This window comes from Amycolatopsis ponsaeliensis, from assembly GCF_030182635.1.
Lineage (GTDB): Bacteria > Actinomycetota > Actinomycetes > Mycobacteriales > Pseudonocardiaceae > Amycolatopsis > Amycolatopsis ponsaeliensis.
On record NZ_JAPZLD010000014.1, the window covers coordinates 48,056 to 72,910 of the forward strand.

Genomic DNA, 24,855 nt, shown 5'->3' on the forward strand with positions numbered 1-24,855 from the left:
ATGAGTCATTCAGGACCTCGGAAGACCTGAATGACTCATTCAAGACGCGAGCCGGACCGGGGGACGGGGGCGGATCGCCGCGGCGCGGTAGGCGGCGACCAGTTCGGCGACGACCGCGGCCGGTTCCGCGCGGATCCGGCTGGGCACTGTCTGCACCACCGCGACACCGGCCGCGGCGTACCGGTTGTTCCGGGCGAGCGTCGCCGCATAGCCGGGTTGTCCGAAGTGGAACTCGTAGGAGTCGATCTCCCAAGCCAGGGCGACGTCGTCCCACCATGCGTCGGGGGTCGCGACGTAGCAGCCTCGCTCGTCGCGCAGCTCGAAGTTCCAGACCGGTTCGGGCAGGTCCGAGCGGCGAAGCAAAGCCACGGCTTCGGCCTCGGCGGCCGACCGCGCACCCAGGGTGATCTCCCGGAGTGCCGCCCGAGGGAGGGCACTGCCCCGGGTGCTCCCGTTCTCCAGCTCGGCCGACAGCTCCGCCGGGTCGATCTTCAGTTGCTGGACCGCCTCGGCCAGCAACGCCCGGACCGCTCCGCGCTCGGTCAGCCGGCGGCATTCATCGAGTACGGAGCGAGGTGCGGGAGCCAAGGGCAGGCCATCGATCGGGACCGCGGCCGGCATCCGGGTCGTCCGTTCGACGAGAACGTAGCCACTGCTCATGACCTTCAGGTGCGCGGGCAGGAGGAGATGGACCGGGTCGTTCCGCCCGGCGGGGCGCCGCAGTCCCTGGTGCCGGCACGATTCCAGACCGGTGATGACGGCCTCGTCGCCGCAGTAGAGGAGCGCTCCCTCGACTCGCTGCCGACGCGTCGGCTCACCGGTGCGCAACAAGACCACTCCGGGCAGGAGCCGTTGCCAGGGTTGGCCGGGAAGGCACCGCCGGTAGCTCGTTCGCTGCGGTACGCCCAGGGATTCCAGGTGCGCCACCGTGATGACACCCAACCTGCTGGCCGCGAAGAGGGCTTCCGAGTCGCGTGCCCACGTTTGTCTGACCACGTGTCGATCGTCGCCGGGTCGGTCGCCGCACGGAAGACCTGTCCGTGATCTGTGGACTACTCACGGTTATAACGGGTGACTGTGGACAACTGCGCATCTCAACTCAAACGTCTTGAATGAGTCATGCAGGTCTTCGGAGGTCCTGAATGACTCATTCAAGACGTTTGGGCCGACGAGGACGTGGGGTGGCGGGATCCCCACTGGGCCCCACCGCGTTCCCCACCCGGACCTACCCTGGCCCCCCACTGGGCCCCACGGGACGGCCTTTGGGTTCTTTCGCGGCCGTTATGCGGACGCATGGGGTACAGCTGAGGTTGCTCGGGACCCCGGCACGGGGGATCTTGGCCACCGTCCCCCACCGCACCCCCCACCGACCCCCACCCTGCTGACCTGCGCAAACAAAGCACACGACGGAGTGAGTCGCCGGTTTCACGCGTTGACTGTGGTGAAAAGTGGGGTACGGTGGTGGCCAGTGGGGCGGAAGGGAAGCCCCGTAGCCGTTCGAGGTGGTTCGCCACCTGGGGCGGTAGGGAGGTGGAGGCCGTGTTCCTCGGCACCCACACCCCGAAACTGGACGACAAAGGGCGGCTCGCGCTGCCCGCGAAGTTCCGTGACGCCTTGGCGGGTGGGCTGATGGTCACCAAGGGGCAGGATCACTGCCTCTTCGTCTTCCCCCGCGCCGAGTTCGAGCAGATGGCGCGCAAGGTCGCCGAGGCCCCGTTCACCAACGAGGCGGTTCGGGCCTACCAGCGTTACCTGTTCGCGGGCACGGACGAGCAACGACCGGACGGCCAGGGGCGCATCACCGTCGCGCCCGAGCTCCGCCGCTACGCGGGGCTCAGCAAGGACTGCGTGGTGATCGGGGCGATCACCAGGCTCGAGATCTGGGACGCCCAAGCGTGGCAGGGCTACCTGGAGGAACACGAAGACAGCTACGCGAAGGCTCGAGAGGAAGTACTGCCGGGCGTCTTCTAGGCGTGCGGTCGCGGTGCACCTTCGTCGTCGGGGGACGACAGGTTCGCCGCCCGCACCGACGGGAGACGCCCACCCGGATGCCGTGAGGCCTCTGTCCGCTCAACAGCCCTGGTGCACCTTCCCCGGTACCAGGTCGGCAGCGGGCGGACAGGGACCTGACGGCATCCGCCATATTTCCCCCGGGCCGCCCAGGCGAGAAAGGGGGAGGGGATCATGACGGCACCCGAGCACGTCCCGGTACTGCTCGACCGCATCGTCGAACTGTTCACTCCCGTGTTCGCCGACCGCGACGGCGTCCTCGTGGACGCGACCGTCGGCCTCGGCGGGCACTCCGTTGCCCTCCTCGAAGCCTTCCCGCGGATGCGCCTCGTCGCGCTGGACCGCGATCCCGCCGCGCTGGAGAAGTCCGGCGAACGCCTCGCGCGCCACGGCGACCGCGTCGACCTCGTGCACACCGTCTACGACGGACTCCCCGAAGCCCTCGCCGAGCTGAAGATCGCCAAGGCCGACGGCATCCTGTTCGACCTCGGCGTCTCGTCGATGCAGCTGGACCGCGCCGAGCGCGGCTTCGCCTACTCGAAGGACGCGCCGCTCGACATGCGGATGGACCCGACCACCGGGTTCACCGCCGCCGACGTCCTCAACACCTACGCGCCCGGCGAGCTGATCCGGATCCTGCGGGACTTCGGTGAGGAACGCTTCGCGCAGCGGATCGTCAGAGCCGTCGTGAAAGCCCGCGAACAGGAGCCGTTCACGATGAGCGGCCGCCTGGTCGAGCTGCTCTACGACGCCGTGCCGGCGGCCAGCAGGCGGACCGGCGGGCACCCGGCCAAGCGCACGTTCCAGGCGCTGCGGATCGAGGTCAACGGCGAGCTGGAGGTGCTCCGCCGGGCCATGCCCGCCGCGCTGGGCGCGCTCGGTGTGGGCGGGCGGATCGTCGTCGAGTCCTACCAGTCGCTGGAAGACCGGCTCGTCAAGCAGGCGCTGGCCGAGCTCGCGAAGTCCCGTACCCCGGAAGGACTTCCGGTGGAGCTGCCGGGACACGGACCGGAGCTGAAGCTCCTGACGCGAGGCGCCGAGAAGGCCGGCGAAGAGGAGATGGAACACAACCCGCGTGCCGCTTCGGTGCGGTTGCGGGCCGCAGAGAGGATCGGAGAGCCGCGATGACCGCTCCCACGAAGTCCCGCCGCCGCAACGCGCCGGCGACGCGGGGCCGCAGCGAGGCCGCCCGCACCTCGACCACCGCCGAGCCGGAACCGCAGACCCTCGAGCCGGGCAAGGCGGCGCCGCGCCGCGCGTCGCGGGGGCGCACGTCCGCGGCCGAGCGCGCCTACGCCCGCCGCGCCCAGCGCGCCGACCTGCTGAAGGAGCGCGAGCCGCGGCCAGTGCCGAAGACCGCTGAGCCGGGCGCTCCCAAGGTCCGGCTCAAGCTGCGGCTGCCGAAGTCGCGCGCGTCGTTCGTGCTGCTGATGATGGCGCTGCTGGCCGCCGGCGTGGCGACCACGCTGTGGCTGACCACGCAGGCGATCGCCGACTCCTACCGGCTCGAGCAGCTGCGCACGACCAACGCGAACCTGGCCGAGACGAAGGAACAGCTGCAGCGCGAAGTCGCGAAGGCCGAGTCGCCGGCGTCGCTGGCCCCCGCGGCCCAGCAGCTGGGCATGGTGCCGGGCGGTGACCCGGCGCGCATCCTCGTGGGCCCGGACGGGAAGACCTCGCTCGTCGGCGAGCCCAAGAAGGCCAAGGCGGACTCGCCGGCGGTGCCGGTCGCGCCGCCGGCCGCGCCGGCCGCGGGCACGCAGTCGGCGCAGGGCGTGCCGATCGAAGGTGACCAGCCCGCGGTGCCCGCCGAGGAGCAGCCCGCGCCGCCGGCCCAGCCGGGTGGCGGCCAGTGATGGCTTCGAGCCGGGGACAGTCCCGTGCGCGCACCACCGGCAGCGCGCGGCGCACGTACGCCGCCGGGACGCGCAGCGCGGCCGCGCGGCGGGGCAACGGCGGCAACCGCGGCCGGTTCTCCGCCGTGCGCCTGATCCTGGTCGCCGTGCTGCTCGTCGCCGGCGTGAAACTGGTGCAGGTGCAGTGGTTCGAGGCCGGGGCGCTCTCGGCCGCGGCCGAGCGGCAGCGCACCCAGACCATCGACATCCCCGCCCAGCGCGGGTCCATTGTGGACCGCAACGGCGCCAAGCTGGCGTTCAGCGTCGAGGTGCGCTCGCTGTCGGTGAACCTCAAGGCGCTGCACAAGAACATGGACGACTTCGCCGCGAAGAACCCCGGCACGAAGAAGACGTTCGACGCCGAGACCGCCGCGGCCGCGAAGTACATCGCCGCCAAGGTGCCGAACCAGCTGACCGAGCAGCAGCTGCTCGACCTGTTCCACAAGCAGGCGTCCTTCACCTACCTCGAGCACAACGTCGAGCCGTCGGTCGCCGCCGACATCGTGAAGAACTTCGCGTGGATCGGCGTCGAGAAGCGCGCGCTGCGGGAGTACCCGGGCGGCAGCCTGGCGTCCAACATCGTGGGCGCCGCGAACTGGCGTTCCGACGACCCGGACGTGTCCAAGCACAACCTGCACGGCCTGGTCGGGCTGGAGCAGCTGCGCGACAACGACCTGGCGGGTACGCCGGGCCGGATGCTGGTCAACACCAAGAACGGCAGCGACAACGTCGTCATCCCGGGCACCGAGCGCGACCTGCAGGCCGCCGTGCCGGGGTCGGACCTCGAGCTGACCATCGACTCCGACCTGCAGTACGAGGTGCAGCGCCAGCTCGCGGACTACGTCCAGCAGTCGCACGCCAAGGGCGGCCAGGCGGTCGTCCTGGACGCCAAGACCAGCGAGGTCTACGCGCTGGCCAACAACACGTCGTTCGACCCCAACGACCAGTCGACGTGGACGAACGAGGACCTGGCCAACCCCGCGGTCACGACGCCGTTCGAACCGGGGTCGGTCAACAAGGTCGTCACCGCCACCGGGGCGATCGACTACGGCATCGCGACCCCGGAGTCGACCATCCAGGTGCCCGGCCTGCTGCAGGTCGCCGACAAGACCGTGCACGACGCCTGGACGCACGGGACGCAGACGTTCACCACCGCCGGGATCTTCGCCAAGTCGTCGAACATCGGCACGCTGCTGCTGGCGCAGAAGATCGGCGAGGAGCGCTACGCGGACCTGCTCAAGAAGTTCGGCCTCGGCCAGCGCACCGGCGTCGGCCTGCCCGGCGAGAGCGCGGGAGTCGTGCCGGCGCGCAGCCAGTGGTCGGCGACCACCTTCGGCAACCTGCCGATCGGGCAGGGCCTGTCGATGACCGTGCTGCAGATGGCCGGGCTGTACCAGACGATCGCGAACGACGGCGTGCGCGTCGAACCCCGGATCGTCAAGGCGAAGGTGAACCCGGACGGCACGACGGTGCCCGAGCCGGCGCCGAAGTCGGTCCAGGTGGTCGGCCCGCAGACGGCGAAGACGGTGCGCGACATGATGCGCGCGGTCGCGCAGAACGGCAAGGGCGTGCAGAAGGGCACCGCGCCGACGGCGGCGGTCGAGGGCTACCAGATCTCCGGCAAGACCGGCACCGGCCAGCAGATCGACCCGCGGAACAAGGGCTACAGCGACCACCTCTACAACATCACCTTCGCCGGCATCCTGCCCGCGGACCACCCCCGGTTCGTCGTCGGGATCCGGCTGGACGCGCCGGACACGACGCTGCCGGTGGGGCACTCCGCCGCACCCCTGTTCCACAGCATCGCGTCGTACCTGACGCAGCGGTACCAGATCCCGCTGTCGGACGGGCCGTCGCCGGAGGTCCCGCTCATCGTGCAGTGAGCACGATCCGTGAGAGCCCCCTCACCCGCGTGAGGGGGCTTTCCACGTCCAACGTCCACATCGGTCCGAAGTGTCCGGGAAAGTGTTGCGGCGCAACGGGGTGCGGGCCGCCGTCTAGCACATCTGCCTCAGCCGCGCGCAATCGCCGTACCGCGTGCGGGCCCCCCGAACGCCCGCCGGTAGCCTCTTGGCCGTGTCCGTGTCATCGTCCAGTTCCCAGGTGCCGGAAAGCCCGGTGAAAGCGGTCCCCGCGCCGCCGCGCCCGGCGCGCATCGACCCGGTCCCGCTGGCGACCCTCCTCGCCAGGGCGGACGCGCGGCTGATCGCCGACCGGCCCGACGCCGCCGAGCTCACCGTCACCGGCACCACCCTGCGCGCCCAGCACGTGCTGCCCGGCGACCTCTTCGCCGCCCTGCCCGGCGCCCGGGCCCACGGTGCCGACTTCAGCGACCAGGCGATCGCCGCGGGCGCCGTCGCGGTCCTCACCGACGCCGACGGGGCCGAGCGCCCCGCGCTGCGCGACGCCGGCGTCCCGATCCTCGTGCACGCCGACCCGCGCGCCGCCCTCGGCGAGATCGCCGCCTGGATCTACGGCGAGCCGTCGCTGCGGCTGGCCGTCCTCGGCGTCACCGGCACCTCCGGCAAGACCACGACCTCCTACCTGGTCGACGCCGGACTCGAGGCCGCCGGGCTGACCACCGGCATGATCGGCACGGTCGAGACCCGGATCGCTGGCGAACGCCTGGTCAGCGGGTTCACCACGCCCGAGGCCCCGGACCTGCAGGCCCTGTTCGCGGTGATGCTCGAACGCGGCGTCACGCACGTGCCGATGGAGGTCTCCAGTCACGCGCTCGCGCTCGGCCGGGTCAACGGCACCCGGTTCGCGGTCGGCGCGTTCACGAACCTCTCCCAGGACCACCTGGACTTCCACAAGGACATGCAGGAGTACTTCGCCGCGAAGTCGCTGCTGTTCGACGGCCGCTCCACCACCGAGGTCGTCGTGGTCGACAGCGCGTGGGGGCAGGCGCTGCTCACCCCCCAGACGATCACGGTGACCACCGATCCCGGCACCGACGCCGCGTGGAAGGCCACCGACCTGCAGGCCACCCCGCACGGCGAGCAGACCTTCACCCTGCACGGCCCGGACGGCCTCAGCGCACCCGCGCGGATCCCGCTGCCCGGCGAGTTCAACGTCGCCAACGCCGTGCTGGCCGCCGCGATCCTGAGCACCGCCGGAGTGAGCCTGGAGCACATCGTCGCCGGGCTCGCGCAGGTGCAGGTGCCGGGCCGGATGGAGCGCGTCCACGTCGGCCAGGAGTTCACCGCCGTCGTCGACTACGCCCACAAGCCGGCCGCGGTCGCGCAGGGCCTGGACGCGCTGCGTGCGCGCACCGAGGGCCGGATCATCACCGTGCTCGGCTGCGGCGGCGACCGCGACACCGCCAAGCGCCCGATGATGGGCGAGGCGGCGGCCCGCCGCAGCGACGTCCTGATCGTCACCGACGACAACCCGCGCTCCGAAGACCCCGCGGCGATCCGTGCCGCGATGCTCGCCGGCGCCCGTGCCGTCGGGCCCGCCGAGGGCGGTGAGGTCGTCGAAATCGGCGACCGCCGCGAGGCCATCGCACACGCCGTGGCGCTGGCCGAGCCGGGCGACATCGTCTTCCTCGCCGGCAAGGGGCACGAGACCGGCCAGGCGGCCGGCGGCGTCGTGCACCCGTTCTCCGACCGCGACGAGCTGGCCGCGGCCATCCGCAACAAACTCGAGGTGAGTGTGTGATCGTGCTCAGCCTGGCCGAGATCGCCGACGTCGTCGGCGGCCGGCTGCACCGCGCCGACCCGGGCGCGCAGGTGACCGGCAGCGTGGAGTTCGACACCCGGCAGCTCACGCCCGGCGGCCTGTTCGTCGCCCTGCCGGGGGAGAAGGTCGACGGCCACGACTTCGCCGCGCAGGCCGTCGAAGCCGGTGCCGTCGCCGTGCTGGCCGCCCGCGAGGTCGACGCGCCCGCCATCGTCGTCCCGCCGCTGGCGCCGGGCGAGGCCCACGAACGGTCGGTCGCGCTGACCGGCGACCAGGACGGCTCCGGCGCCGCGGTGCTGGCCGCGCTGGCCAAGCTCGCCCGGTTCGTCGTGCGGCGCCTGGCCGAGGGGAACCTGACCGTCGTCGGCGTCACCGGCTCGTCCGGCAAGACGTCGACGAAGGACGTCATCGCGCAGCTGCTCGAGCCGCTCGGCCCGACGGTCGCGCCGCCCGGGTCGTTCAACAACGAGCTGGGCCACCCGTGGACCGCCCTGCGGGCCGACGCGAGCACCCGGCACCTGGTGCTGGAGCTGTCCGCGCGCGGGCCGGGGCACATCGCCCACCTCGCCGAGATCGCGCCGCCGAAGATCGGCGTGGTGCTCAACGTCGGCACCGCGCACGTCGGCGAGTTCGGCTCGCGCGAAGGCATCGCGAAGACCAAGGGCGAGCTGGTCGAGGCCCTGCCCGAAGACGGCGTCGCGGTGCTCAACCTCGACGACCCGCTGGTCGCGGCCATGGCGAGCCGCACGAAGGCCCGCGTCGTGTTCGTCGGCGAAAGCGCCTCGGCGCGGATCCGCGCGGAGAACATCACCCTCGACGACGAAGCCCGCGCCTCCTTCCGGCTGGTCACGCCGGCCGGCGAGGCCGACGTGAAGCTGCCGCTGCACGGCGAGCACCACGTCGGCAACGCGCTGTCCGCCGCGGCGGTCGCGCTGGAGCTGGGCGCGACGCCGGCGGAGATCGCCACCCGCCTCTCGGGCCTCGAACGGCGCTCGGCGCGGCGCATGGAGGTCGTCACCCGCGAAGACGGCGTCACGATCCTCAACGACTCCTTCAACGCCAACCCCGAGTCGATGCGGGCCGGCCTCAAGGCGCTCGCGGCGATGACGCGGGAGAGCGGCCGCCGGTCCTGGGCCGTGCTCGGCGTGATGGGCGAGCTCGGCGCGGACGCGATCACCGCCCACGACGAGATCGGCCGCCTGGTCGTCCGGCTCAACATCGCCAAGCTCGTCGTGATCGGCCCCGAGGCTGCGGCCCTGCACCAGGGGGCGCACCAGGAGGGCTCCTGGGGCGAGGAATCGACTCTGGTACCCGACGTCGAGGCCGCGATCGCCCTGCTGCATGATCAGCTCCGTCCCGGGGACGTGGTGCTGGTCAAGGCCTCCAAGGTGGCCGGGCTCTGGCGGGTCGCCGAAGCCCTGCTCGAACCCCGGGAAACCGACAACTCCGAGAATCGCTCGAACGGTGGTGACGCGTGATCAGCATCCTGATCGCGGCCGGGGCGGGCCTGCTGATCTCCATCCTGCTGACGCCGTACCTGATCCGGGTGTTCTCCCGGCAGGGCTTCGGCCAGGAGATCCGTGAGGAAGGCCCGCAGGGACACAAGTCCAAGCGCGGCACGCCGACGATGGGTGGCGTCGCGATCATCATCGCGATGGTCGTCGGGTACTTCGCCGCGCACCTGATCAACTGGATGTTCAACTCCCGCAGCGGCGCGCCGACGGCCTCCGGGCTGCTCGTGCTGATGCTCGCGGTGGGCCTCGGGATCGTCGGGTTCCTCGACGACTTCATCAAGATCCGCAAGCAGCGCAACCTGGGGCTGAACAAGACCGCGAAGCTGGTCGGCCAGCTGGTGGTCACCATCGCGTTCGCGGTCCTGGCGCTGAACTTCGCGGACTCGCGCGGCATCACGCCGGCGTCGGAGAGCCTTTCCTACGTCCGAGACCTCGCGCTGATCACCTTCCCGTCGGTGATCTTCGTGATCTTCTGCTACATCGTGATCTCCGGCTGGTCGAACGCGGTGAACTTCACCGACGGTCTCGACGGCCTGGCGGGCGGCTCGGCGGCGATGGTGCTGGCGACCTACGTCGTGATCGCGTTCTGGCAGGAGCGGCTGAACTGCGCCAACGGCCCGGCGCCCGCCTGCTACGACGTCCGCGACCCGCTCGACCTGGCCGTGGTCGCCGCCGCGGCGGCCGGCGCGTGCGTCGGGTTCCTCTGGTGGAACGCGGCCCCGGCGAAGATCTTCATGGGCGACACCGGTTCGCTGGCCCTCGGCGGCCTGGTCGCCGGGCTGTCCATGACCACTCGCACCGAACTGCTCGCCATCGTCATCGGCGGCCTGTTCATGGTCGAGATGATCTCGGTGGTTGCTCAGATCGCGGTGTTCCGCACGACGCGGCGAAGGCTGTTCCGGATGGCGCCGTTCCACCACCACTTCGAGCTAGCCGGGTGGGCGGAAACCACGGTGATCATCCGGTTCTGGCTGCTGTCGGCGATCTGCTGCATGTTCGGGCTCGGCCTGTTCTACAGCGAGCAGCTCGGCTTCGGGGGCTGACCTTGGACATCGCCGGTCGTCACGTCCTGGTCGCCGGTGCGGGGGTCACCGGCAAGTCGATCGTGCCCGTGCTCACCGAGCTGGGTGCGCGGGTCACGGTCACCGACGGCAACGCCGAGCGCCTGGCCGAGCTGGACGGCCTGGGCGCGGAGCTGGTGCCCGGGCTGACCGAGCCGCCGTCGGACGTCGTCCTCGTCGTCACCAGCCCCGGCTGGCGGCCGACGTCGCCGCTGCTGGTGGCCGCGGCCGAGGCGGGCGTCGAGGTCATCGGCGACGTCGAGCTGGCCTGGCGGGTCGGGCAGCTGCGCGAGCACCCGCCGTCGTGGCTGGTGGTCACCGGCACCAACGGCAAGACGACCACCGTGGGCATGCTGGAGTCGATCCTCAAGGCGGCCGGCGTCAACGCCGTGGCCTGCGGGAACATCGGCTACGCGGCCCTCGACGCGGTCCGTGCGGGCTACGACGTGCTGGCCGTGGAGCTGTCGAGCTTCCAGCTGCACTGGTCCTCGACCCTGGCGCCGGACGCGGCCGTGGTGCTCAACCTGGCCGAGGACCACATCGACTGGCACGGCTCGATGGAGGAGTACGCCGCCGCCAAGGGCCGCGTGTACACCCGGGCCAAGGTCGCCGTGCGCAACGCCGACGACGAGTGGTCCACGCGGATCGCCGACGAGCACGCGCCCGAGAGCGCCCGCCGCGTCGCCTTCCGGCTGGACACCCCGTCCGCCCAAGAGCTGGGCCTGGTCGAGGACCTGCTGGTCGACCGCGCGTTCGTCGCCGACCCGGCGAACAGCGCCGAAGAGCTCGCCACCCTCGCCGACGTCCGCCCGGCGGGCCCGCACAACGTCTCGAACGCCCTCGCCGCCGCCTCGCTGGCCCGCGCCCACGGCGTCGCGCCGGAGGCCGTGCTGAAGGGCCTGCGCGAGTACCAGCCGGCGCCGCACCGGGCCGTCGAGGTGGCCGAGGTCGCCGGGGTCCGGTACGTCAACGACTCGAAGGCGACCAACCCGCACGCGGCCGCCGGGTCGCTGCGGGCCCACCAGAGCATCGTCTGGATCGCCGGAGGCCAGCTCAAGGGCGCTTCCGTCGACGAATTGGTGAGCAGTATCGCGGGCCGCCTGCGCGGAGTTGTGCTACTCGGTGTCGATTCACCCGTGATCGCCGCCGCGGTCGCGCGACACGCGCCGGATGTCCCGGTGAACAGCCTCCGTCCGGGTGACCATGAACCCATGACTGCGGCGGTGAGTGCGGCCAGCGCGATGGCCCGGCCTGGTGACGTGGTGCTGCTCGCACCCGCCGCGGCGTCGTTGGACATGTTCCGCAACTACGGCGAACGCGGCGACGCGTTCGCCGCGGCGGTGCACGTCCTCCGCGACGACGCAGCGGGGGAGCCGAGTGACGGTAGCTGAGCCCAAGCCCAAGACACCGCCGAAGCGTCCGCGCCGCGAGCGCAAGGAGAGCGGCTTCGTCGCGTTCCGGACCGCGCTGACCGCGTGGCTCTCGCGCCCGCTGGCGTCGTTCCACCTCGTGCTCGCGCTGACCGGTGTGCTCACCGTGATCGGCATCGTCATGGTGCTCTCGGCGTCGTCGGTCGGCTCGTACAACCCGAAGACCGGCAGCGGCGTGTACGCGTTGTTCACCAAGCACCTCGTGTTCGTCGCGCTCGGCGGCGTGGTGTTCTGGCTGGGCATGCGGGTCAAGCTGGAGCGGATCCGGCGGATGTCGGCGACCGCGACGGTGGTCTGCCTCGGCCTGCTGGTGCTCGTGCTGACCCCGCTCGGCTCGACGGTCAACGGCTCGCAGGGCTGGTTCCGGATCGGCGAGTTCACCTTCCAGCCCGTCGAGGCCGCGAAGGTCGCGCTGGCCTTCTGGGGCGCGCACATCCTGGTGATCAAGTACAACGTGATCCACCAGTGGCGGCACCTGCTGGTGCCGGTGGTGCCGATCGCGCTGCTGATGTTCGCCCTGGTCATGCTGCAGCCGGACCTCGGCGGCACGGTCACCCTCGCCGTGGTGCTCCTGGCGCTGCTGTGGTTCGCCGGCGCGCCGAAACGCCTGTTCGGCGTGATCCTCGCGGGCGGCCTGGCCGGCGTGCTCGTGCTCGCTCTCATCGCGCCCTACCGGCTCGCCCGCGTCATGTCGTTCCTCTCGCCGGACGCGGACACCAGCGCCGAAGGCTTCCAGGCCAACCAGGCCAAGCTCGCGCTCGCCGACGGCGGGCTGTTCGGCAAGGGCCTCGGCCAGGGCGCGGCCAGCTGGAACTACCTGCCGAACGTGCAGAACGACTTCATCTTCGCCCTGATCGGCGAGGAGCTCGGGCTGGTCGGCTGCGTCGTCGTGCTCGCCCTGTTCGCCGGGGTCGCCGTCGTGGGCCTCCGGATCGCCACCCGCAACATCGACCCGTGGATCCGGATCGTGTCCGGCACGCTCACCGTGTTCCTCGTGGCCCAGGCCGGCATCAACATCGGCTACGTCGTGGGCCTGCTGCCGGTCACCGGCGTCACGCTGCCGCTGATCTCCTACGGCGGCACCTCGCTGGTGATCACCATGCTCATCATGGGCGTGCTCGCGAACGCCGCCCGGCACGAACCGGAGGCGGTGGCCGCGCTGCGCACGCAGGGGCCGGGTAAGTTCGGACGCCTGCTGCGGCTGCCCGCGCCCGATCCGTACCGCCCGCCCGCCACCCGCAAGGGGGCGGCGCGCACCGGGGCGAAGGCGGCCAGGCCCGCGCCCCGTGCGGCGCGGCCCGCCCCGGCGCAGGAACGACGCAGGTCGGTCCGCGAACCGGTGCGCCGCAGCGCGGCACGGACGAGCACGGCCACGTCTCGCGGCGGGGCCGCGCGGACAACAGCGAGCCGTGGTACCCGGAGTACCGCGAACCGGAGAGGTCATTGGTGAGTAAGCCCGTCAAGGGAACCGAGCGAGCCGCCGCGGGCAAGGCGCCCGTGGTCGTGGTCGCCGGAGGTGGCACCGCAGGACACATCGAACCCGCCCTCGCCCTGGCCGACGCCGTCATGCGGCTGCGCCCGGACGCGACGGTGATCGCGCTGGGCACCGAGCGCGGCCTGGAGAACAAGCTCGTCCCGGCCCGCGGCTACGAGCTCGAGCTGATCCCGCCGGTCCCGCTGCCGCGCAAGCCGACGCCGGAGCTGCTGCGGCTGCCCCTGAAGGTCCGCGACTCGGTCCGCCGGACCCGCGAGGTGCTGGACCGGGTCGGCGCGGACGTCGTCGTCGGCTTCGGCGGCTACGTCGCCCTGCCCGCCTACCTGGCCGCGCGCGGGCGCGTCCCGATCGTCGTGCACGAGGCCAACCAGTCGCCGGGCCTGGCGAACAAGGTGGGCGCGCGGTTCGCTCGCCGGGTGGCCGTCGCCGTCGCGGGCACGCCGCTGCCGAAGGCCGAGGTCGTCGGGATCCCGCTGCGGCGGTCGATCACGTCGCTCGACCGGGCCGCGCTGCGCGCCGAGGCCCGCGAGCACTTCGGGCTGGACCCGGACGCGCCGACGCTGCTGGTGTTCGGCGGCTCGCAGGGCGCGCAGTCGATCAACAACGCACTGTCCGGCGCGGCGAAGGACCTGGCCGACGCCGGGGTCGGCGTGCTGCACGCGCACGGCCCGAAAAACACGCTGGTCGTGCAGGAGTTCCCGGGCCGGCCGGCGTACGTGCCGGTGCCGTACCTGGAGCGGATGGACCTGGCCTACGCCGCCGCCGACGTCGCGGTGTGCCGGTCGGGCGCGATGACCGTCGCCGAGGTGACGGCGGTCGGGCTGCCCGCGGTGTTCGTCCCGCTGCCGCACGGCAACGGCGAGCAGGCCACCAACGCGCGCCCCGCGGTCGACGCCGGCGCGGCGCTCATGGTCTTCGACGGCGACCTCACCGCGGCCAAGGTCGCCGAGCTGGTCGTCCCGCTGGTCACCGACGCCGACCGCGTCGCGAAGATGGGCGCGGCCGCGGTCGGCATGGGCCACCGCGAGGCCGACGAACTGCTCGCTCGCATCGTTTTGGAGGCCGCCGGTGCCTGAACTGCCTGAAGAGCTGCGCCGGGCGCACCTGATCGGGATCGGCGGCGCCGGCATGTCCGGCATCGCACGGATCCTGCTGGCCCGCGGCGCTTTCGTGTCGGGCTCGGACGCCAAGGAGTCGCGCGCGCTGCTGTCGCTGCGGGCTCAGGGCGCGGAGCTGTTCGTCGGCCAGAGCGCCGAGAACATTTCCGCGTTGGCCGAGCCGCCGTCCGCTGTGGTCGTCTCGACGGCGATCAAGGAGACCAACCCGGAGCTGGTCGCGGCGCGCGCCGCCGGGATCCCGGTGCTGCACCGGGCGCAGGCGCTGGCTGGGCTGATGGAAGGCCACCGCGTCGCCTGCATCGCCGGCACGCACGGCAAGACGTCGACGACGTCGATGCTCACGGTCGCGCTGCAGCACTGCCGGCTCGACCCGTCGTTCGCCATCGGCGGCGACCTCAACGAGTCCGGGGCCAACGCCCACCACGGCGAGGGCGGCATCTTCGTCGCCGAAGCCGACGAGAGCGACGGCTCGTTCCTGACCTACTCGCCGTCGGTCGCGGTCGTGACGAACGTCGAGCCGGACCACCTGGACCACCACGGCACCGCCGAGGCCTACACGAAGGTGTTCACCGAGTTCGTCGGCCGGATCGTGCCGGGCGGGCTGCTGATCGTCTGCGGTGACGATCCCGCGGCGGACGAGCTGGGCAAGCAGTCTTCGGAGCTGGGTGTCCGGGTACGCCGCTACGGCCGCACGGTCACCGGTTCCGGCGACGCCCGTATCCTGGACTACGTCCCGGCGCCCGACGGCGGTGTCGTCCGGCTCGAGCTGGACGGTTCCGAGCTGTCGGTGCGCGTGGCCGTGCCGGGTGAGCACATGGCGCTCAACGCGGTCGCGGCGCTGCTGGCCGGGCTGGAGCTGGGCGCGCCGGCTCTCGAACTGGCCGAAGGGCTCGCCGCGTTCGGCGGGGTCCGCCGTCGCTTCGAGTTCAAGGGCCGGGCCGGCGACGTCCGCGTCTACGACGACTACGCCCACCACCCGACCGAGGTGGCCGCGCAGCTGCGCGCGGTGCGGACCGCGGCCGGGACCGGGCGGGTCGTCGTCGTGTTCCAGCCGCACCTGTACTCGCGGACGAAGCTGTTCTCGGCGGAGTTCGCCGCGGCGTTGTCGTTGGCCGACGAGGTCGTCGTGCTGGACGTCTACGGCGCCCGCGAGGAGCCGGAGCCGGGCGTGACCGGCGCGCTGATCGCCGACGCGGTGACCGTGCCGGTGCACTACGAGCCCGCGTTCGACGTCGCCGCCGGTCTGGTCGCCGGGTTGGCGCGCGGTGGCGACCTGGTCGTCACCATGGGCGCCGGGGACGTGACGCAGCTGGGCCCGGAGATCCTCGCCGAGCTGGACAAGCGCTGAGCCGATGAGTCCGACCAGGGAACGCCGCCGTCCGTCCGAAGAGGACGAACGGGATCGCGCCGCCCTGGCGCGGGAACGCCGCGGGCGGCGCTCCGAGGAGGAGCGCCGCCGCACCCGCGTGACCACCCGCCCTGCGCCGCGCAGCCGGCCCAACCGGCGGGTCGAGATCCGCCGCCGCTGGGTGGCGCTGCTGTCGGTGCTGACCGTGATCGCGTTGGTGTACTTGCTGTTCTTCAGCTCGACGCTGGGCGTGAAGGACGTCTCGGTCAGCGGCTCGCGCACGGTGACGGCCGACCGGATCCGCGAGGTGGCGGCGGTGCCGGTGGACAAGCCGTTGCTGCGGCTGAGCACCGACGAGATCCGCGACCGGGTGGCGGCGATGCCGGGCATCGCGACGGTCGAGGTGTCGCGGTCGTGGCCGAACACGGTCGAGATCACGGTGACCGAGCGCACGGCGATCGCGTTCTTCGACAGCGGCCCGGGCGGCGACGGAGTCCACCTGGTCGACGGCGGCGGCGTGGTGTTCAAGACGGTCCCGTCGCGGCCGGCGGGGCTGCCGGAGCTCAAGCTCCCGAAGGTATCGGCCGACGACCCGGTGACGCGGGCGGTGACGGCGGTGTTGGGCGTGATCCCGGAGCAGCTGCTCAAGCAGGTGACGACGGCGACGGCGAAGACCCCGGCGAGCGTGGAGTTCACGTTGTCGAGCGGGAAGATCGTCCGCTGGGGGACGCCGGAGCAGACGGACCGCAAGGCAAAGGTCTTGGCGGCGCTGCTGACCCAAGAGGGCAAGGTCTACGACGTCGCGGCGCCCGAGTTGCCGACGATCACTTCCTGAGTCAGTGTCGCCCGGCGGGCAGCGCTGACCGCAACCGCCGGATGTCTCGCAGCACCTCGTCACGGTTCTTCGCCGACTTCAGCCAGGCAGGGAGCCATTCATCGGCTCATTGTGCCGAGCGCTGGTCCTGGAAATCTCGTGCACTCCATTCCCGTATGCCGTACTATCTCGTACGGCATACGGAAATAAGGAGGGTGTCATGACGATCCTGGTGACGGGCGCGACCGGCAGTGTGGGCCGCCTGGTGGTCGACGAGCTGCTGGCGTTGGGGGCGCCGGTCCGGGCGCTGACCGTCGATCCCGATCGCGCGAAGCTGCCCGCCGAGGCGGAGGTGGTCGTCGGCTCGCTGGCCAAGCCGTCGACGCTGCCTCTCGAGGGCGTCGACGCCGTTTACCTCGCTCCGATGGCGCGGACCGTCCGAAAGTTCTGCGAACTGGCCACCGACGCGGGTATCAAGCGGGTCGTCGCGCTGTCGGGCAGCAGTGTCGGCGACGACCACGAAGGCTCCAGTGGCAACGAATACGGAGCCGTCGAGAAGGCGGTCCGGGAGGCCGGCTTCGCCTGGACCTTCCTGCGCCCCGGCGTCTTCATGAACAACACGCTCGACTGGGCGCCCATGGTCCGCGCGGGCGAGGCCGCCATGGCCTACGGTGACGCGACGCAGACCCCGATCGACCTCGGCGACATCGCCGCGGTGGCCGCCCGGGTGCTGACCAGCGAAGGGCACATCGGCCAGACGTATGTCCTCAGTGGACCGGAGGCGATCAGTCTGCGCGGGCAAGTCTCGACGCTGGAATCCGTGCTGGGCAAGGAGATCCGGTTCCGCGAGCTGACCCGGGACGACCAGCGCGCACAGTGGGTCGGGTACGGCGTCCCCGAATCGGCGGTCGACTGGATCCTGGGCGGCTTCGAGGAGACGCTGCGGCACCCGCAGGTGCCGACCGGCGTCGTCGAGGAGCTGCTGGGGCGAAACGGGACGACGTATGCCGAGTGGGCCGCCGCGCGCCGGGAGGTGTTCGGCTAGACCCGGGTGCGCGTCATTCCGGCCAAGCCGAGCAGCGGGAGGACGCCGGCGAAGACGACGACCGCCGTCCAGCCGCCCAGGTGGTAGGCGATCGAGCCCGCCTGGGAGCCGATCGCGCCGCCGATGAAGAACGTGCCGAGGTAGACGCTGTTGACGCGGGCGCGGGCCGACGGGTCGAGCTGGTAGATCACGTGCTGGCCGGTCACGAGCGTCGCCTGGACGGCCGTGTCGATCGCGATCGCGGCGATCGCCAGCAGGACGACGCTGTGCGCGCCGAACCCGGCGAGCGCGAACGCCGCCGCGCAGAGTGCGAACGCGCCCGCGGTGAGCCGCCGGCCGTGGCCGTGGTCCGACCACCGCCCGGCCAGCGGCGCCACCGCGGCACCGGCGGCGCCCGCCAGCGCGAACAGGCCGACGCCGAACTGGGAGTAGTTGAACGGCGGCGCGGTGAGCACGAACGCGATCGTCGTCCAGAACGCGCTGAACGCCCCGAACATCGCCGACTGGTAGAGCGCGCGGTGGCGGAGGTCGGGGTGTTTCTTCCACATCGCCAGGGTCGAGCGCAATAGCTGTCCATAGTGGACGTCGGTCTTGGGTGCGCGGCGCGGCAAGATGAACCGCAGCACGATGGCGAGCGCGGCCATCGCGGCGGCCGAGATCAGGAACACCACGCGCCAGCTCGTGACCTCGGCCAGGAAGCTGGCGACGACGCGCGAGAGCAGGATGCCGAAGAGCAGCCCGCTCACGACGCGCCCGACGATCCGGCCGCGGATGGCGTCGGGGGAGATGTCGGCGGCGAACGGGATGAGGATCTGCACGACGACCGACGCCGCCCCGGCGATCAGGGAGGCGATCAGCAGCACGAAGAAACCCGGGGCGACGCCGATGGCGACCAGGCTCGCGCAGGCGACCGCGAGCAGCGTCGCGACGAGGCCGCGGTTCTCGAGACGGTCGCCGAGCGGGACGAGCAGCAGCATCCCGGCGGCATAGCCGACCTGGGTGGCGGTGACGACCCCGCCGGCCGCGGCTTCCCCGACGCCGAAGGTGTGCCGCAGCTCGGCGAGCAGCGGCTGGGCGTAGTAGAGGTTGGCGACGGTCAGTCCACAGGAGACGGCCAGCAGCAGCACGAGCCAGCCGGGCGGGGCTTTCTGCTCGGTCTCGGTCATGCGTACCCCCTTGTGGAACCGGTTTGATCGGTTCCCGACGGTACCAGTCAAACCGGTTCCGGCGTACTGTGACCCGTATGACGGACCGATTCCGCGCGGGAGCGGGCAGACTGTGCCTCGACTTCATCCGCACGTTGCGCTACCGCGGAACGCCTTCGGAAGAGGAGGAGCTTCCGGACGCGACGGCGTGGGGAGCGTGGATCGATGCGTTCGGCCCGTACGCGGCCCCGGTGCGGCCGGCATCGGTGGACGACGCGTGGGCGGCGCGCGAGGCGATCCATGCGTTGCTGACCGGTTCTCTGCGCCCCGCGACCCGGCAGCGGTTGAACCGGTTCGCGGCTCTCCCGGTACCGGCGCCGTCGTTGTCGGCTTCGGGCGAGGTGTGGTGGCAGGCGGCGGATCCGGGTTCGGCGATGCTGGCTTTGCTGACGCGGGACGCGTTGGATTTGGTGACGTCGCCGGAGTTTTCGCGAGTCCGGCGGTGCGCGGGTCCCCGGTGCGGGGCGTTGTTCCTGGACACGTCGAGGCCGGGAACGCGGCGGTGGTGCTCGATGGAGATCTGCGGGAACCAGGCGAAGAAGTCGACTTATCGAGCCAAGGCGGCGGCGCACTGAGGTGGGCTTATGCGAGTACGCGACTAGACGCTGGGTAGTCTTGTTTGCACTCTCCGTTATCACTACCGTGCTGACCATGAAACTCACGAAGCTCGCCGGGACGTGCGACGATGGGACGTGTCCGAACGTCTATCTGTCGGACCGCAACACGCTCGTGCTGCAGGGTGATGCGGTGCTGACCGCCGAAGGGCTGGTCTTCTCGCCGGGTGAACAGGCTGTCGAGCTGTCGGTGGAACTGGTCGAGGAGGCGTTGCGTGCGCTTGGGCGCTGAGTGGGGGAAGTACTTCGACGAGTTCGCTGCGTCGGCGTTCCGGCTGGAAGTGCGACAGACCTACACGATGTCGACCGAACAGCCGAACTTGGAGCTGTTCTTGGCCGGTGGCAAGAAACCTGCTGAGCACAATGCCGCGTGGCGTGGGCGGATCGAGGCGATCGTCGCATCCGGGCGAACCATCCAGCGCGCCAAGCTGGTCCGTCATCCGTTGACGGACTACCTTCGATATCAACTCGCCTGGGGAATTCCTGGAAATGTAGCCGCCGGCGAAGACTACCGGATGGTCGACATCACGGAGAATGACTGGGGATTGCCGGATCAGGACTTCTGGCTCTTCGATGGCACAACGGTCGTGCACCTCGATTATCATGCCGATGGAACTTTTGCGGGTGCTGAACTGGTGGAATATCCCGATTTGGGGAAGTATCATGGCTGGCGAAATGTAGCTTTGAGTCACGGGGTGCCGTTTGGCGAATGGGATGCTGGAGCCGGGTCGACAGGATGAACAGCGCGCGACGTTGGCTGAGATGCTTCGGGAATTGCGTCGGGCCGCAGGTCTTTCGGGTGAAAGGCTGGCAGCCCGATGTGCGATGAGCCAGGCGAAGATCAGCCGCATCGAGACCGGCAAGGTTCTCGCCTCGGTGATCGATGTCGAACAGATCGTCGCGGCGCTTGCCGTTCCTGACGAAGCGGCCGAGAAGCTTGTGGCCCTTGCTCGTATCGCCAACGTCGGCTACACCTCGTGGCGGTCTATGGCGCGCACTGGACTCTGGCGTGGTCAGCTCGAGATCAAGGCGTTGCACGAGTCGTCGCGAGTGATCCGGCAGTTCCTCCCGGCGATCCCGAGCGGCCTGCTCCAGACGCCGGACTATGCGCGCCAGGTGCTCACCTCGACGATGAAGGGCCGGCCGGATCGTGACGTCGACAGAATGGTCGAGGCGCGATTGTCCTGGCAACAGGTCCTCGAGGAGAGTGACCGGCAGTTCAAGTTCGTCTTGACGGAGCAGGCGGTTCGCTGGCGGCGAGCACCACTTTCGGTGCTGATCGGCCAGTCGGTGAATCTCCTCGCGATGACTGAGCGGCGGAATGTCGAGATCTCGATCATCCCTCAGTCGGCCGAGGTCTTGGCGTCACCGCTGAACATCTTCGTCATCTACGACGAGCGGCTGGTGACGGTCGAACTGTTCTCCGGCACCGTGGCACTGCGTGATCCGCAGGACGTTGCCTATCACGCCGAACTGTTCGAGACCTTCCGATCACGGGCGTACCAAGGTGATGAGGCTGCCGGATTTCTTCGCTCGATCACTGACGACTTCAGACGAGCACAAGAAATGGGGAGCTGATCGTCTCCGGTCGAGAAAGCTCTATGTGCAGTCGAGAGTAGCTGTCGATTTCTTCGGCTGAGTGTTTTAGGTTTTCTTCATGAAGAACAACACTCGCACTTGCGGCGACTGTCGAGGAAAGGGCTGCGGCGGCTGCGATGGCACCGGCACGATCACCCTTGTCGAAGACTGACCCGCTGCTGCGCCCAGGACTCACCCCGGAAGAATTCCGTTTCGGCACCCGGACGCAGGTCTTCTACCAAGCCCCATATCCAACCGAAGGGCCAACGGAAGCGACGGACGCCTCCGGGCGCCGGGCCTGGCTGTACATGTACGCACACTTCGTCTTCTGCTGGGCCGAAGGCGCGTCACTGGTCCACGTCAGCCACGGAACCCTCGCCGGCCCCAAGATGACCCTGTGGACCGACGTCAGGATCGCCGGACGCTGGTCCGGCGTGGTGCTGGCGGACTTCGGGCAGGCCTGGGTGGCCGCGCACCTCGCCAAATTCGCGCACTGAAACGGCCCCCCGCCGAAAGCGAGGGGCCGTCCGAAAACACTCAGTTCAGCGCCGCGTCCAAGGTGATCGTCGTGCCTGCCAGGGCCTTCGACACCGGGCACGTCTTCTCCGCCGTCTCGGCGTACTCCGCGAACTGCTCCGCCGAAACGCCCTCGATCGACGCCCGCAGCGTGATCGCGATGCCGCTGATCTCGAAGCCACCGCCGGCGGCCGGGCCGAGGGTGACCTCCGCGCTCACGTCGATCGAGTCCGCGGTGAGCTGAGCAGCCTCCAACACCCCCGACAGGTTCATCGCCAAGCACGACGAGTGCGCCGCCGCGATGAGTTCCTCGGGGCTCGTCTGGCCGTCCGGGTTGCCCGCGCGGGTCGGGAACGAGACGGAGAACGTGCCGGCGTTGGACGAGTCCAGACTGACCTCGCCCTTCCCGTTCTGCAGTCCGCCGACCCAGTGGGTGGTCGCGTCACGGCTGGGCATCAGGGCCTCCATGTGAGTACGCGGTGGCCGATGCTGTCAGCCGCCGCAGGGTTGTGATGAGTTCCCGCCGCGAAGCGTCGTCGAGGCCCAGTGCGCAGCCGATGGCCGTCGGGACGCCTCCTGCGCGGGTGCGCAAGAGTCGGCCCTCCTCGGTCAGGCTGATCACCACGGTGCGTTCGTCCTCGGGCAGGCGCGCCCGGGTGACCACGCCGTTGGCCTCGAGTCGTTTGAGCAGCGGGGAAAGCGTGCCGTAGTCCAGGTGTAGCGCCTCGCCGATCTCCTTGACCGGCCGGGCATCGGACTCCCACAGCACCAGCAGCACCAGGTACTGCGGATACGTGAGGCCGAGCTCGCCGAGCAGGGGACGGTACGTGTCCGTCACCGCGCGCGACGCCGCGTAGAGCGCGAAGCAGGTTTGCTCGTCCAAGAGGAACTCATCCGGCACGCCCGTAAACCTAGTCCACGATTACATCGTGCGCAAGGTAATCGGAAAACCTGTCGGTGGTGCCTGGCAGACTCCCGTCCATGACCGAACGACCGCAGCGCCCGAAGGTCCCGCTCACCGGCGGCGAGCGCGAGATCCTCACCGCCCTGCTCGACTACCACCGCGCCACCGTCGCCTGGAAGAGCCAGGGGCTCACCGAAGCGCAGGTCCGCCAGGTCCACCTGCCCAGCGAGCTGACGACCGTCGCCGGCCTGCTCGCCCACCTCACCCTCAACGAGTGGTTCTGGTTCGCCGTGGTCGTCGACGGCGAGGAGGACACCTGGGAGGAGAAGCTCGAGCAGGACCCGGACGCCGAGTTCCGGGTCCCGCCCGAGATCACCCTCGCCCAACTGAGCGCCGACTACGAGAAGCAGAGCGCCCGCAGCCGCGAGATCGTCGCGAAGCACGGCCTGGACGACGAGGTGACGCACAAGGGCGAGACCTTCAACGTCCGCTGGGTCGTCACGCACATGATCGAGGAGACCGCCCGGCACGTCGGCCACCTCGACGTCCTGCGCGAGCTGACCGACGGCCTCACCGGGGAGTGACCTTCTTGGGCGGCAACGGGAAGAAGCCGCTCGTCCGCTCGACGTAGTGCGCGTACGCCGGGCGCGTGCGGGCCATTCCCTTCTCCAGCATGGGCTTGCCCGTGCCGCGGGCCAGGGTGAACGTCATCGCCACGGGGGAGAGGATCGTCAGCGCGCCCGGCCACGTCGAGCAGGCCAGCAGGTAGAGGCCCCACCACACGCACGCGTCGCCGAAGTAGTTCGGGTGCCGCGTGTAGCGCCACAACCCCGTGTCGAGCACCTTCCCCTTCGACGCCGGGTCCGCCTTGAACCGGCGCAGCTGCTCGTCGCCGATCGTCTCGAACCCGAACCCGATCAGCCACACCACGACACCGAGCCAGCCGAGCACTCCGATCCCGGTGCCGTACATCGCGAACTGCACCGGCAGCGAGACGAAGTACAGCACCAGACCCTGGAACAGGTACACGCGGACGAACATCCGCAACGGCGCCTGGCCCATCCGCGCGTACCGCGGGTCCTCCGGCAGCTTGTGGTTGCGCAGGTGCAGGTGCAGTGAAAGGCGCCCGCCCCAGACGACCGTCAGGACCAGGACCACCAGCCGCAGCGGGAGCGGCCCGTCGCCGAAGGGGAACGCGGCGACCGCGACGACCGCGAAGCCGAGCCCCCAGAACGTGTCGACCGTGTCGTACCGCTTGCGTGCCCGCGCGATCCCGAAGGTCGCCACCACCGCGGCGAGCGTGACGCCGGCGGTGATCAGCAGCGTCGCTCCGAGGGGCATCAGATCCACTCCCGCGTCGCCGGCATGCCGCTCACGCCGTGCTCGTCCGGCCGCACGCTCAGGATCTGGTCCACACCCATCCGGTTCTCCTCGAACGCCAGTGCCCCACCGACCAGGTAGAGCCGCCAGACCCGCGCGCCCGTCTCGCCGATCAGCGCGACGACATCGGCCCAGTTCTCCTCCAGGGTGTCGGCCCAGGCCCGCACCGTCCAGACGTAGTGCTCGCGCATCGCGTGCACGTCCCGGACCTCGAGGCCCGCGTTTTCGAGGTGCTCGACCGTCCGGCCCACCGGGCGCATCGTCATGTCGGGGGCGATGTAGCGCTCGATGAACGCGCCGCCGCCGGGGGCGACGTTCCCTCGTGACATCTGCTGGATCAGCACCTGCCCGCCCGGCTTGACCATCTTGTGCAGCGTCGCGGTGTAGGCGGGGTAGTTGACCTCGCCGACGTGCTCGCCCATCTCGATCGACGCGACGGCGTCGAACGGCGCGTCCGGCAGTTCGCGGTAGTCCTGCCGGCGCACCTCGACGCGGTCTTCGAGGTCGTGCTGGGCGAGCCGGCCGCGGATGTGCTGCAGCTGCTCGGCCGAGAGCGTGATGCCGACGGCGTGCACGCCGTGGTGCTTGGCCGCGTGGACCAGCAGCGAGCCCCAGCCGCAGCCGACGTCGAGCAGCCGCATGCCCGGCCGGAGCCCGAGCTTGCGGCAGATCATCTCCAGCTTGTCGTGCTGCGCCTGCTCGAGGCCGTAGCCCGGCTCGTCGGAGGTGAAGTACGCGCTGGAGTAGGCCATCGACTCGTCCAGCAGCAGCTGGTAGAAGGCGTTGCCCAGGTCGTAGTGGTGGGCGATGGCGGACTTGTCGCGCAGCAGGCTGTGCAGCTTCCCGGACAGCCGGGCCTCTTCGACCGGCGGCTTCGGCGGGAGCCCGAACACGCCGAGCTTGCCGGCGAGCGACGCGGCTTCGGCCCAGTCCCGAGGGCCGAGCTTCACCCGGTTGAGCTCACCCGCGCGGGTGAGGGCCCAGATCCGGCGGAAGCCGTCCGCCAGATCTCCTTCGACGTCGAGGTCACCGGTGACGTAGGCGCGGGCGAGACCCAGCTCACCCGGCGAGTAGAGCAGACGGCGGAGGGCACGGCGGTTGCGGAGCACGACGGTGGGCGCGTCCACTGGGCCGGCGCGGGTTCCGTCCCAGGTCCGCAGGCCGACGGGGAGCTGCCCGCCGAGGAGTTTTTCGGCGAACGAGGCGAGGCGGTGCGCGGTGCTGTTCGGCATGTCCGGGATTCG

General features: G+C 70.6%; 25 protein-coding genes. 19 read left to right on the top strand and 6 right to left on the bottom strand.

Features of this window, described 5'->3' with window-relative positions; all coding sequences use genetic code 11:
- Positions 1 to 39: 39 nt before the first annotated feature.
- Positions 40 to 996, bottom strand: a complete 957-nt coding sequence (locus QQ657_RS21600; RefSeq protein WP_284744007.1) for a hypothetical protein — start codon at positions 994 to 996, stop codon at positions 40 to 42.
- Positions 997 to 1,539: 543 nt separating this feature from the next.
- On the opposite strand from QQ657_RS21600, the gene mraZ reads away from it, so the two are divergent.
- The 13 genes from mraZ to QQ657_RS21665 all read left to right on the top strand — a co-directional run bounded on the left by mraZ (position 1,540) and on the right by QQ657_RS21665 (position 17,414).
- The gene (mraZ, locus tag QQ657_RS21605) at positions 1,540 to 1,971 is read left to right on the top strand and encodes a division/cell wall cluster transcriptional repressor MraZ (RefSeq protein ID WP_284744008.1); all 432 of its coding nucleotides are present in this window, start codon (positions 1,540 to 1,542) and stop codon (positions 1,969 to 1,971) included.
- A gap of 213 nt (positions 1,972 to 2,184) precedes the next feature.
- The gene (gene rsmH / locus QQ657_RS21610; RefSeq protein ID WP_284744009.1) at positions 2,185 to 3,138 is read left to right on the top strand and encodes a 16S rRNA (cytosine(1402)-N(4))-methyltransferase RsmH; all 954 of its coding nucleotides are present in this window, start codon (positions 2,185 to 2,187) and stop codon (positions 3,136 to 3,138) included.
- On the top strand, positions 3,135 to 3,866 hold the full coding sequence (ftsL, locus tag QQ657_RS21615; protein ID WP_284744010.1) for a cell division protein FtsL: 732 nt from the start codon (positions 3,135 to 3,137) through the stop codon (positions 3,864 to 3,866). Before rsmH ends, ftsL begins: the two co-directional genes overlap by 4 nt.
- Positions 3,866 to 5,788 carry a peptidoglycan D,D-transpeptidase FtsI family protein gene (locus tag QQ657_RS21620; protein ID WP_284744011.1) on the top strand — a complete coding sequence of 641 codons (1,923 nt, stop codon included), beginning with the start codon at positions 3,866 to 3,868 and terminating at the stop codon, positions 5,786 to 5,788. Before ftsL ends, QQ657_RS21620 begins: the two co-directional genes overlap by 1 nt.
- 235 nt (positions 5,789 to 6,023) lie before the next feature.
- Positions 6,024 to 7,568 carry a UDP-N-acetylmuramoyl-L-alanyl-D-glutamate--2,6-diaminopimelate ligase gene (locus QQ657_RS21625; RefSeq protein ID WP_284744180.1) on the top strand — a complete coding sequence of 515 codons (1,545 nt, stop codon included), beginning with the start codon at positions 6,024 to 6,026 and terminating at the stop codon, positions 7,566 to 7,568.
- Positions 7,565 to 9,067: a UDP-N-acetylmuramoyl-tripeptide--D-alanyl-D-alanine ligase gene (locus QQ657_RS21630; RefSeq protein ID WP_284744012.1), complete on the top strand. Its 1,503-nt coding sequence runs from the start codon at positions 7,565 to 7,567 to the stop codon at positions 9,065 to 9,067. Before QQ657_RS21625 ends, QQ657_RS21630 begins: the two co-directional genes overlap by 4 nt.
- Positions 9,064 to 10,146, top strand: coding sequence for a phospho-N-acetylmuramoyl-pentapeptide-transferase (mraY, locus tag QQ657_RS21635; protein WP_155546014.1), 1,083 nt, complete (start codon positions 9,064 to 9,066; stop codon positions 10,144 to 10,146). The genes QQ657_RS21630 and mraY overlap by 4 nt, the downstream gene beginning before the upstream one ends.
- A gap of 2 nt (positions 10,147 to 10,148) precedes the next feature.
- Positions 10,149 to 11,555 (top strand): UDP-N-acetylmuramoyl-L-alanine--D-glutamate ligase, encoded by a 1,407-nt coding sequence (gene murD, locus QQ657_RS21640; protein ID WP_284744013.1) that lies wholly within the window; start codon positions 10,149 to 10,151, stop codon positions 11,553 to 11,555.
- Positions 11,542 to 13,044, top strand: coding sequence for a putative lipid II flippase FtsW (ftsW, locus tag QQ657_RS21645; RefSeq protein ID WP_284744014.1), 1,503 nt, complete (start codon positions 11,542 to 11,544; stop codon positions 13,042 to 13,044). The genes murD and ftsW overlap by 14 nt, the downstream gene beginning before the upstream one ends.
- Positions 13,041 to 14,165, top strand: coding sequence for an undecaprenyldiphospho-muramoylpentapeptide beta-N-acetylglucosaminyltransferase (gene murG, locus QQ657_RS21650; protein WP_284744015.1), 1,125 nt, complete (start codon positions 13,041 to 13,043; stop codon positions 14,163 to 14,165). Before ftsW ends, murG begins: the two co-directional genes overlap by 4 nt.
- Positions 14,158 to 15,555, top strand: coding sequence for a UDP-N-acetylmuramate--L-alanine ligase (gene murC / locus QQ657_RS21655; RefSeq protein WP_284744016.1), 1,398 nt, complete (start codon positions 14,158 to 14,160; stop codon positions 15,553 to 15,555). Before murG ends, murC begins: the two co-directional genes overlap by 8 nt.
- A gap of 4 nt (positions 15,556 to 15,559) precedes the next feature.
- A complete protein-coding gene (locus tag QQ657_RS21660; protein WP_284744017.1) occupies positions 15,560 to 16,390 on the top strand; it encodes a cell division protein FtsQ/DivIB in 831 nt (276 codons plus the stop codon).
- A gap of 199 nt (positions 16,391 to 16,589) precedes the next feature.
- Positions 16,590 to 17,414, top strand: a complete 825-nt coding sequence (locus tag QQ657_RS21665; RefSeq protein ID WP_284744018.1) for an NAD(P)H-binding protein — start codon at positions 16,590 to 16,592, stop codon at positions 17,412 to 17,414.
- Here QQ657_RS21665 and QQ657_RS21670 read toward each other — a convergent pair.
- Positions 17,411 to 18,580, bottom strand: coding sequence for an MFS transporter (locus QQ657_RS21670; RefSeq protein ID WP_284744019.1), 1,170 nt, complete (start codon positions 18,578 to 18,580; stop codon positions 17,411 to 17,413). The two genes, QQ657_RS21665 and QQ657_RS21670, sit on opposite strands and share 4 nt — an antisense overlap.
- 77 nt (positions 18,581 to 18,657) lie before the next feature.
- On the opposite strand from QQ657_RS21670, the gene QQ657_RS21675 reads away from it, so the two are divergent.
- The 5 genes from QQ657_RS21675 (at position 18,658) to QQ657_RS21695 (ending at position 21,308) form a co-directional block, all read left to right on the top strand.
- Positions 18,658 to 19,194, top strand: coding sequence for a CGNR zinc finger domain-containing protein (locus tag QQ657_RS21675; protein ID WP_284744020.1), 537 nt, complete (start codon positions 18,658 to 18,660; stop codon positions 19,192 to 19,194).
- Positions 19,195 to 19,270: 76 nt separating this feature from the next.
- Positions 19,271 to 19,465 carry a hypothetical protein gene (locus QQ657_RS21680; RefSeq protein ID WP_284744021.1) on the top strand — a complete coding sequence of 65 codons (195 nt, stop codon included), beginning with the start codon at positions 19,271 to 19,273 and terminating at the stop codon, positions 19,463 to 19,465.
- Entirely contained in the window at positions 19,449 to 19,973 is a 525-nt protein-coding gene (locus QQ657_RS21685; RefSeq protein WP_284744022.1) for a DUF6879 family protein, read from the top strand. Before QQ657_RS21680 ends, QQ657_RS21685 begins: the two co-directional genes overlap by 17 nt.
- A 22-nt stretch (positions 19,974 to 19,995) precedes the next feature.
- Positions 19,996 to 20,811 (top strand): helix-turn-helix domain-containing protein, encoded by an 816-nt coding sequence (locus QQ657_RS21690; RefSeq protein ID WP_284744181.1) that lies wholly within the window; start codon positions 19,996 to 19,998, stop codon positions 20,809 to 20,811.
- A gap of 308 nt (positions 20,812 to 21,119) precedes the next feature.
- Positions 21,120 to 21,308: a hypothetical protein gene (locus tag QQ657_RS21695; RefSeq protein WP_284744023.1), complete on the top strand. Its 189-nt coding sequence runs from the start codon at positions 21,120 to 21,122 to the stop codon at positions 21,306 to 21,308.
- Between the two features lie 40 nt (positions 21,309 to 21,348).
- Here QQ657_RS21695 and QQ657_RS21700 read toward each other — a convergent pair whose 3' ends face one another.
- Both QQ657_RS21700 and QQ657_RS21705 read right to left on the bottom strand, forming a co-directional pair.
- Positions 21,349 to 21,783 carry an OsmC family peroxiredoxin gene (locus QQ657_RS21700; RefSeq protein WP_284744024.1) on the bottom strand — a complete coding sequence of 145 codons (435 nt, stop codon included), beginning with the start codon at positions 21,781 to 21,783 and terminating at the stop codon, positions 21,349 to 21,351.
- Positions 21,770 to 22,228, bottom strand: a complete 459-nt coding sequence (locus tag QQ657_RS21705) for a MarR family winged helix-turn-helix transcriptional regulator (protein WP_284744025.1) — start codon at positions 22,226 to 22,228, stop codon at positions 21,770 to 21,772. The genes QQ657_RS21700 and QQ657_RS21705 overlap by 14 nt, the downstream gene beginning before the upstream one ends.
- Positions 22,229 to 22,308: 80 nt before the next feature.
- Between QQ657_RS21705 and QQ657_RS21710 the strand changes: the two genes are divergently transcribed.
- The gene (locus QQ657_RS21710; RefSeq protein ID WP_284744026.1) at positions 22,309 to 22,815 is read left to right on the top strand and encodes a DinB family protein; all 507 of its coding nucleotides are present in this window, start codon (positions 22,309 to 22,311) and stop codon (positions 22,813 to 22,815) included.
- Here the strand turns inward: QQ657_RS21710 and QQ657_RS21715 are convergent.
- Both QQ657_RS21715 and QQ657_RS21720 read right to left on the bottom strand, forming a co-directional pair.
- Positions 22,802 to 23,572, bottom strand: coding sequence for a DUF1295 domain-containing protein (locus QQ657_RS21715; RefSeq protein ID WP_284744027.1), 771 nt, complete (start codon positions 23,570 to 23,572; stop codon positions 22,802 to 22,804). The two genes, QQ657_RS21710 and QQ657_RS21715, sit on opposite strands and share 14 nt — an antisense overlap.
- Entirely contained in the window at positions 23,572 to 24,843 is a 1,272-nt protein-coding gene (locus QQ657_RS21720) for an SAM-dependent methyltransferase (RefSeq protein ID WP_284744028.1), read from the bottom strand. The genes QQ657_RS21715 and QQ657_RS21720 overlap by 1 nt, the downstream gene beginning before the upstream one ends.
- Positions 24,844 to 24,855 lie beyond the last annotated feature (12 nt).

Coding starts and splice junctions, on each gene's coding strand:
- rsmH (WP_284744009.1), top strand. CDS start 2,185: ATGACGGCACCCGAGCACGTCCCGGTACTGCTCGACCGCATCGTCGAA.
- ftsL (WP_284744010.1), top strand. CDS start 3,135: ATGACCGCTCCCACGAAGTCCCGCCGCCGCAACGCGCCGGCGACGCGG.
- QQ657_RS21620 (WP_284744011.1), top strand. CDS start 3,866: ATGGCTTCGAGCCGGGGACAGTCCCGTGCGCGCACCACCGGCAGCGCG.
- QQ657_RS21660 (WP_284744017.1), top strand. CDS start 15,560: ATGAGTCCGACCAGGGAACGCCGCCGTCCGTCCGAAGAGGACGAACGG.
- QQ657_RS21665 (WP_284744018.1), top strand. CDS start 16,590: ATGACGATCCTGGTGACGGGCGCGACCGGCAGTGTGGGCCGCCTGGTG.
- QQ657_RS21670 (WP_284744019.1), bottom strand. CDS start 18,580: ATGACCGAGACCGAGCAGAAAGCCCCGCCCGGCTGGCTCGTGCTGCTG.
- QQ657_RS21675 (WP_284744020.1), top strand. CDS start 18,658: ATGACGGACCGATTCCGCGCGGGAGCGGGCAGACTGTGCCTCGACTTC.
- QQ657_RS21680 (WP_284744021.1), top strand. CDS start 19,271: ATGAAACTCACGAAGCTCGCCGGGACGTGCGACGATGGGACGTGTCCG.
- QQ657_RS21690 (WP_284744181.1), top strand. CDS start 19,996: ATGCTTCGGGAATTGCGTCGGGCCGCAGGTCTTTCGGGTGAAAGGCTG.
- QQ657_RS21695 (WP_284744023.1), top strand. CDS start 21,120: ATGTACGCACACTTCGTCTTCTGCTGGGCCGAAGGCGCGTCACTGGTC.
- QQ657_RS21700 (WP_284744024.1), bottom strand. CDS start 21,783: ATGCCCAGCCGTGACGCGACCACCCACTGGGTCGGCGGACTGCAGAAC.
- QQ657_RS21710 (WP_284744026.1), top strand. CDS start 22,309: ATGACCGAACGACCGCAGCGCCCGAAGGTCCCGCTCACCGGCGGCGAG.
- QQ657_RS21715 (WP_284744027.1), bottom strand. CDS start 23,572: ATGCCCCTCGGAGCGACGCTGCTGATCACCGCCGGCGTCACGCTCGCC.
- QQ657_RS21720 (WP_284744028.1), bottom strand. CDS start 24,843: ATGCCGAACAGCACCGCGCACCGCCTCGCCTCGTTCGCCGAAAAACTC.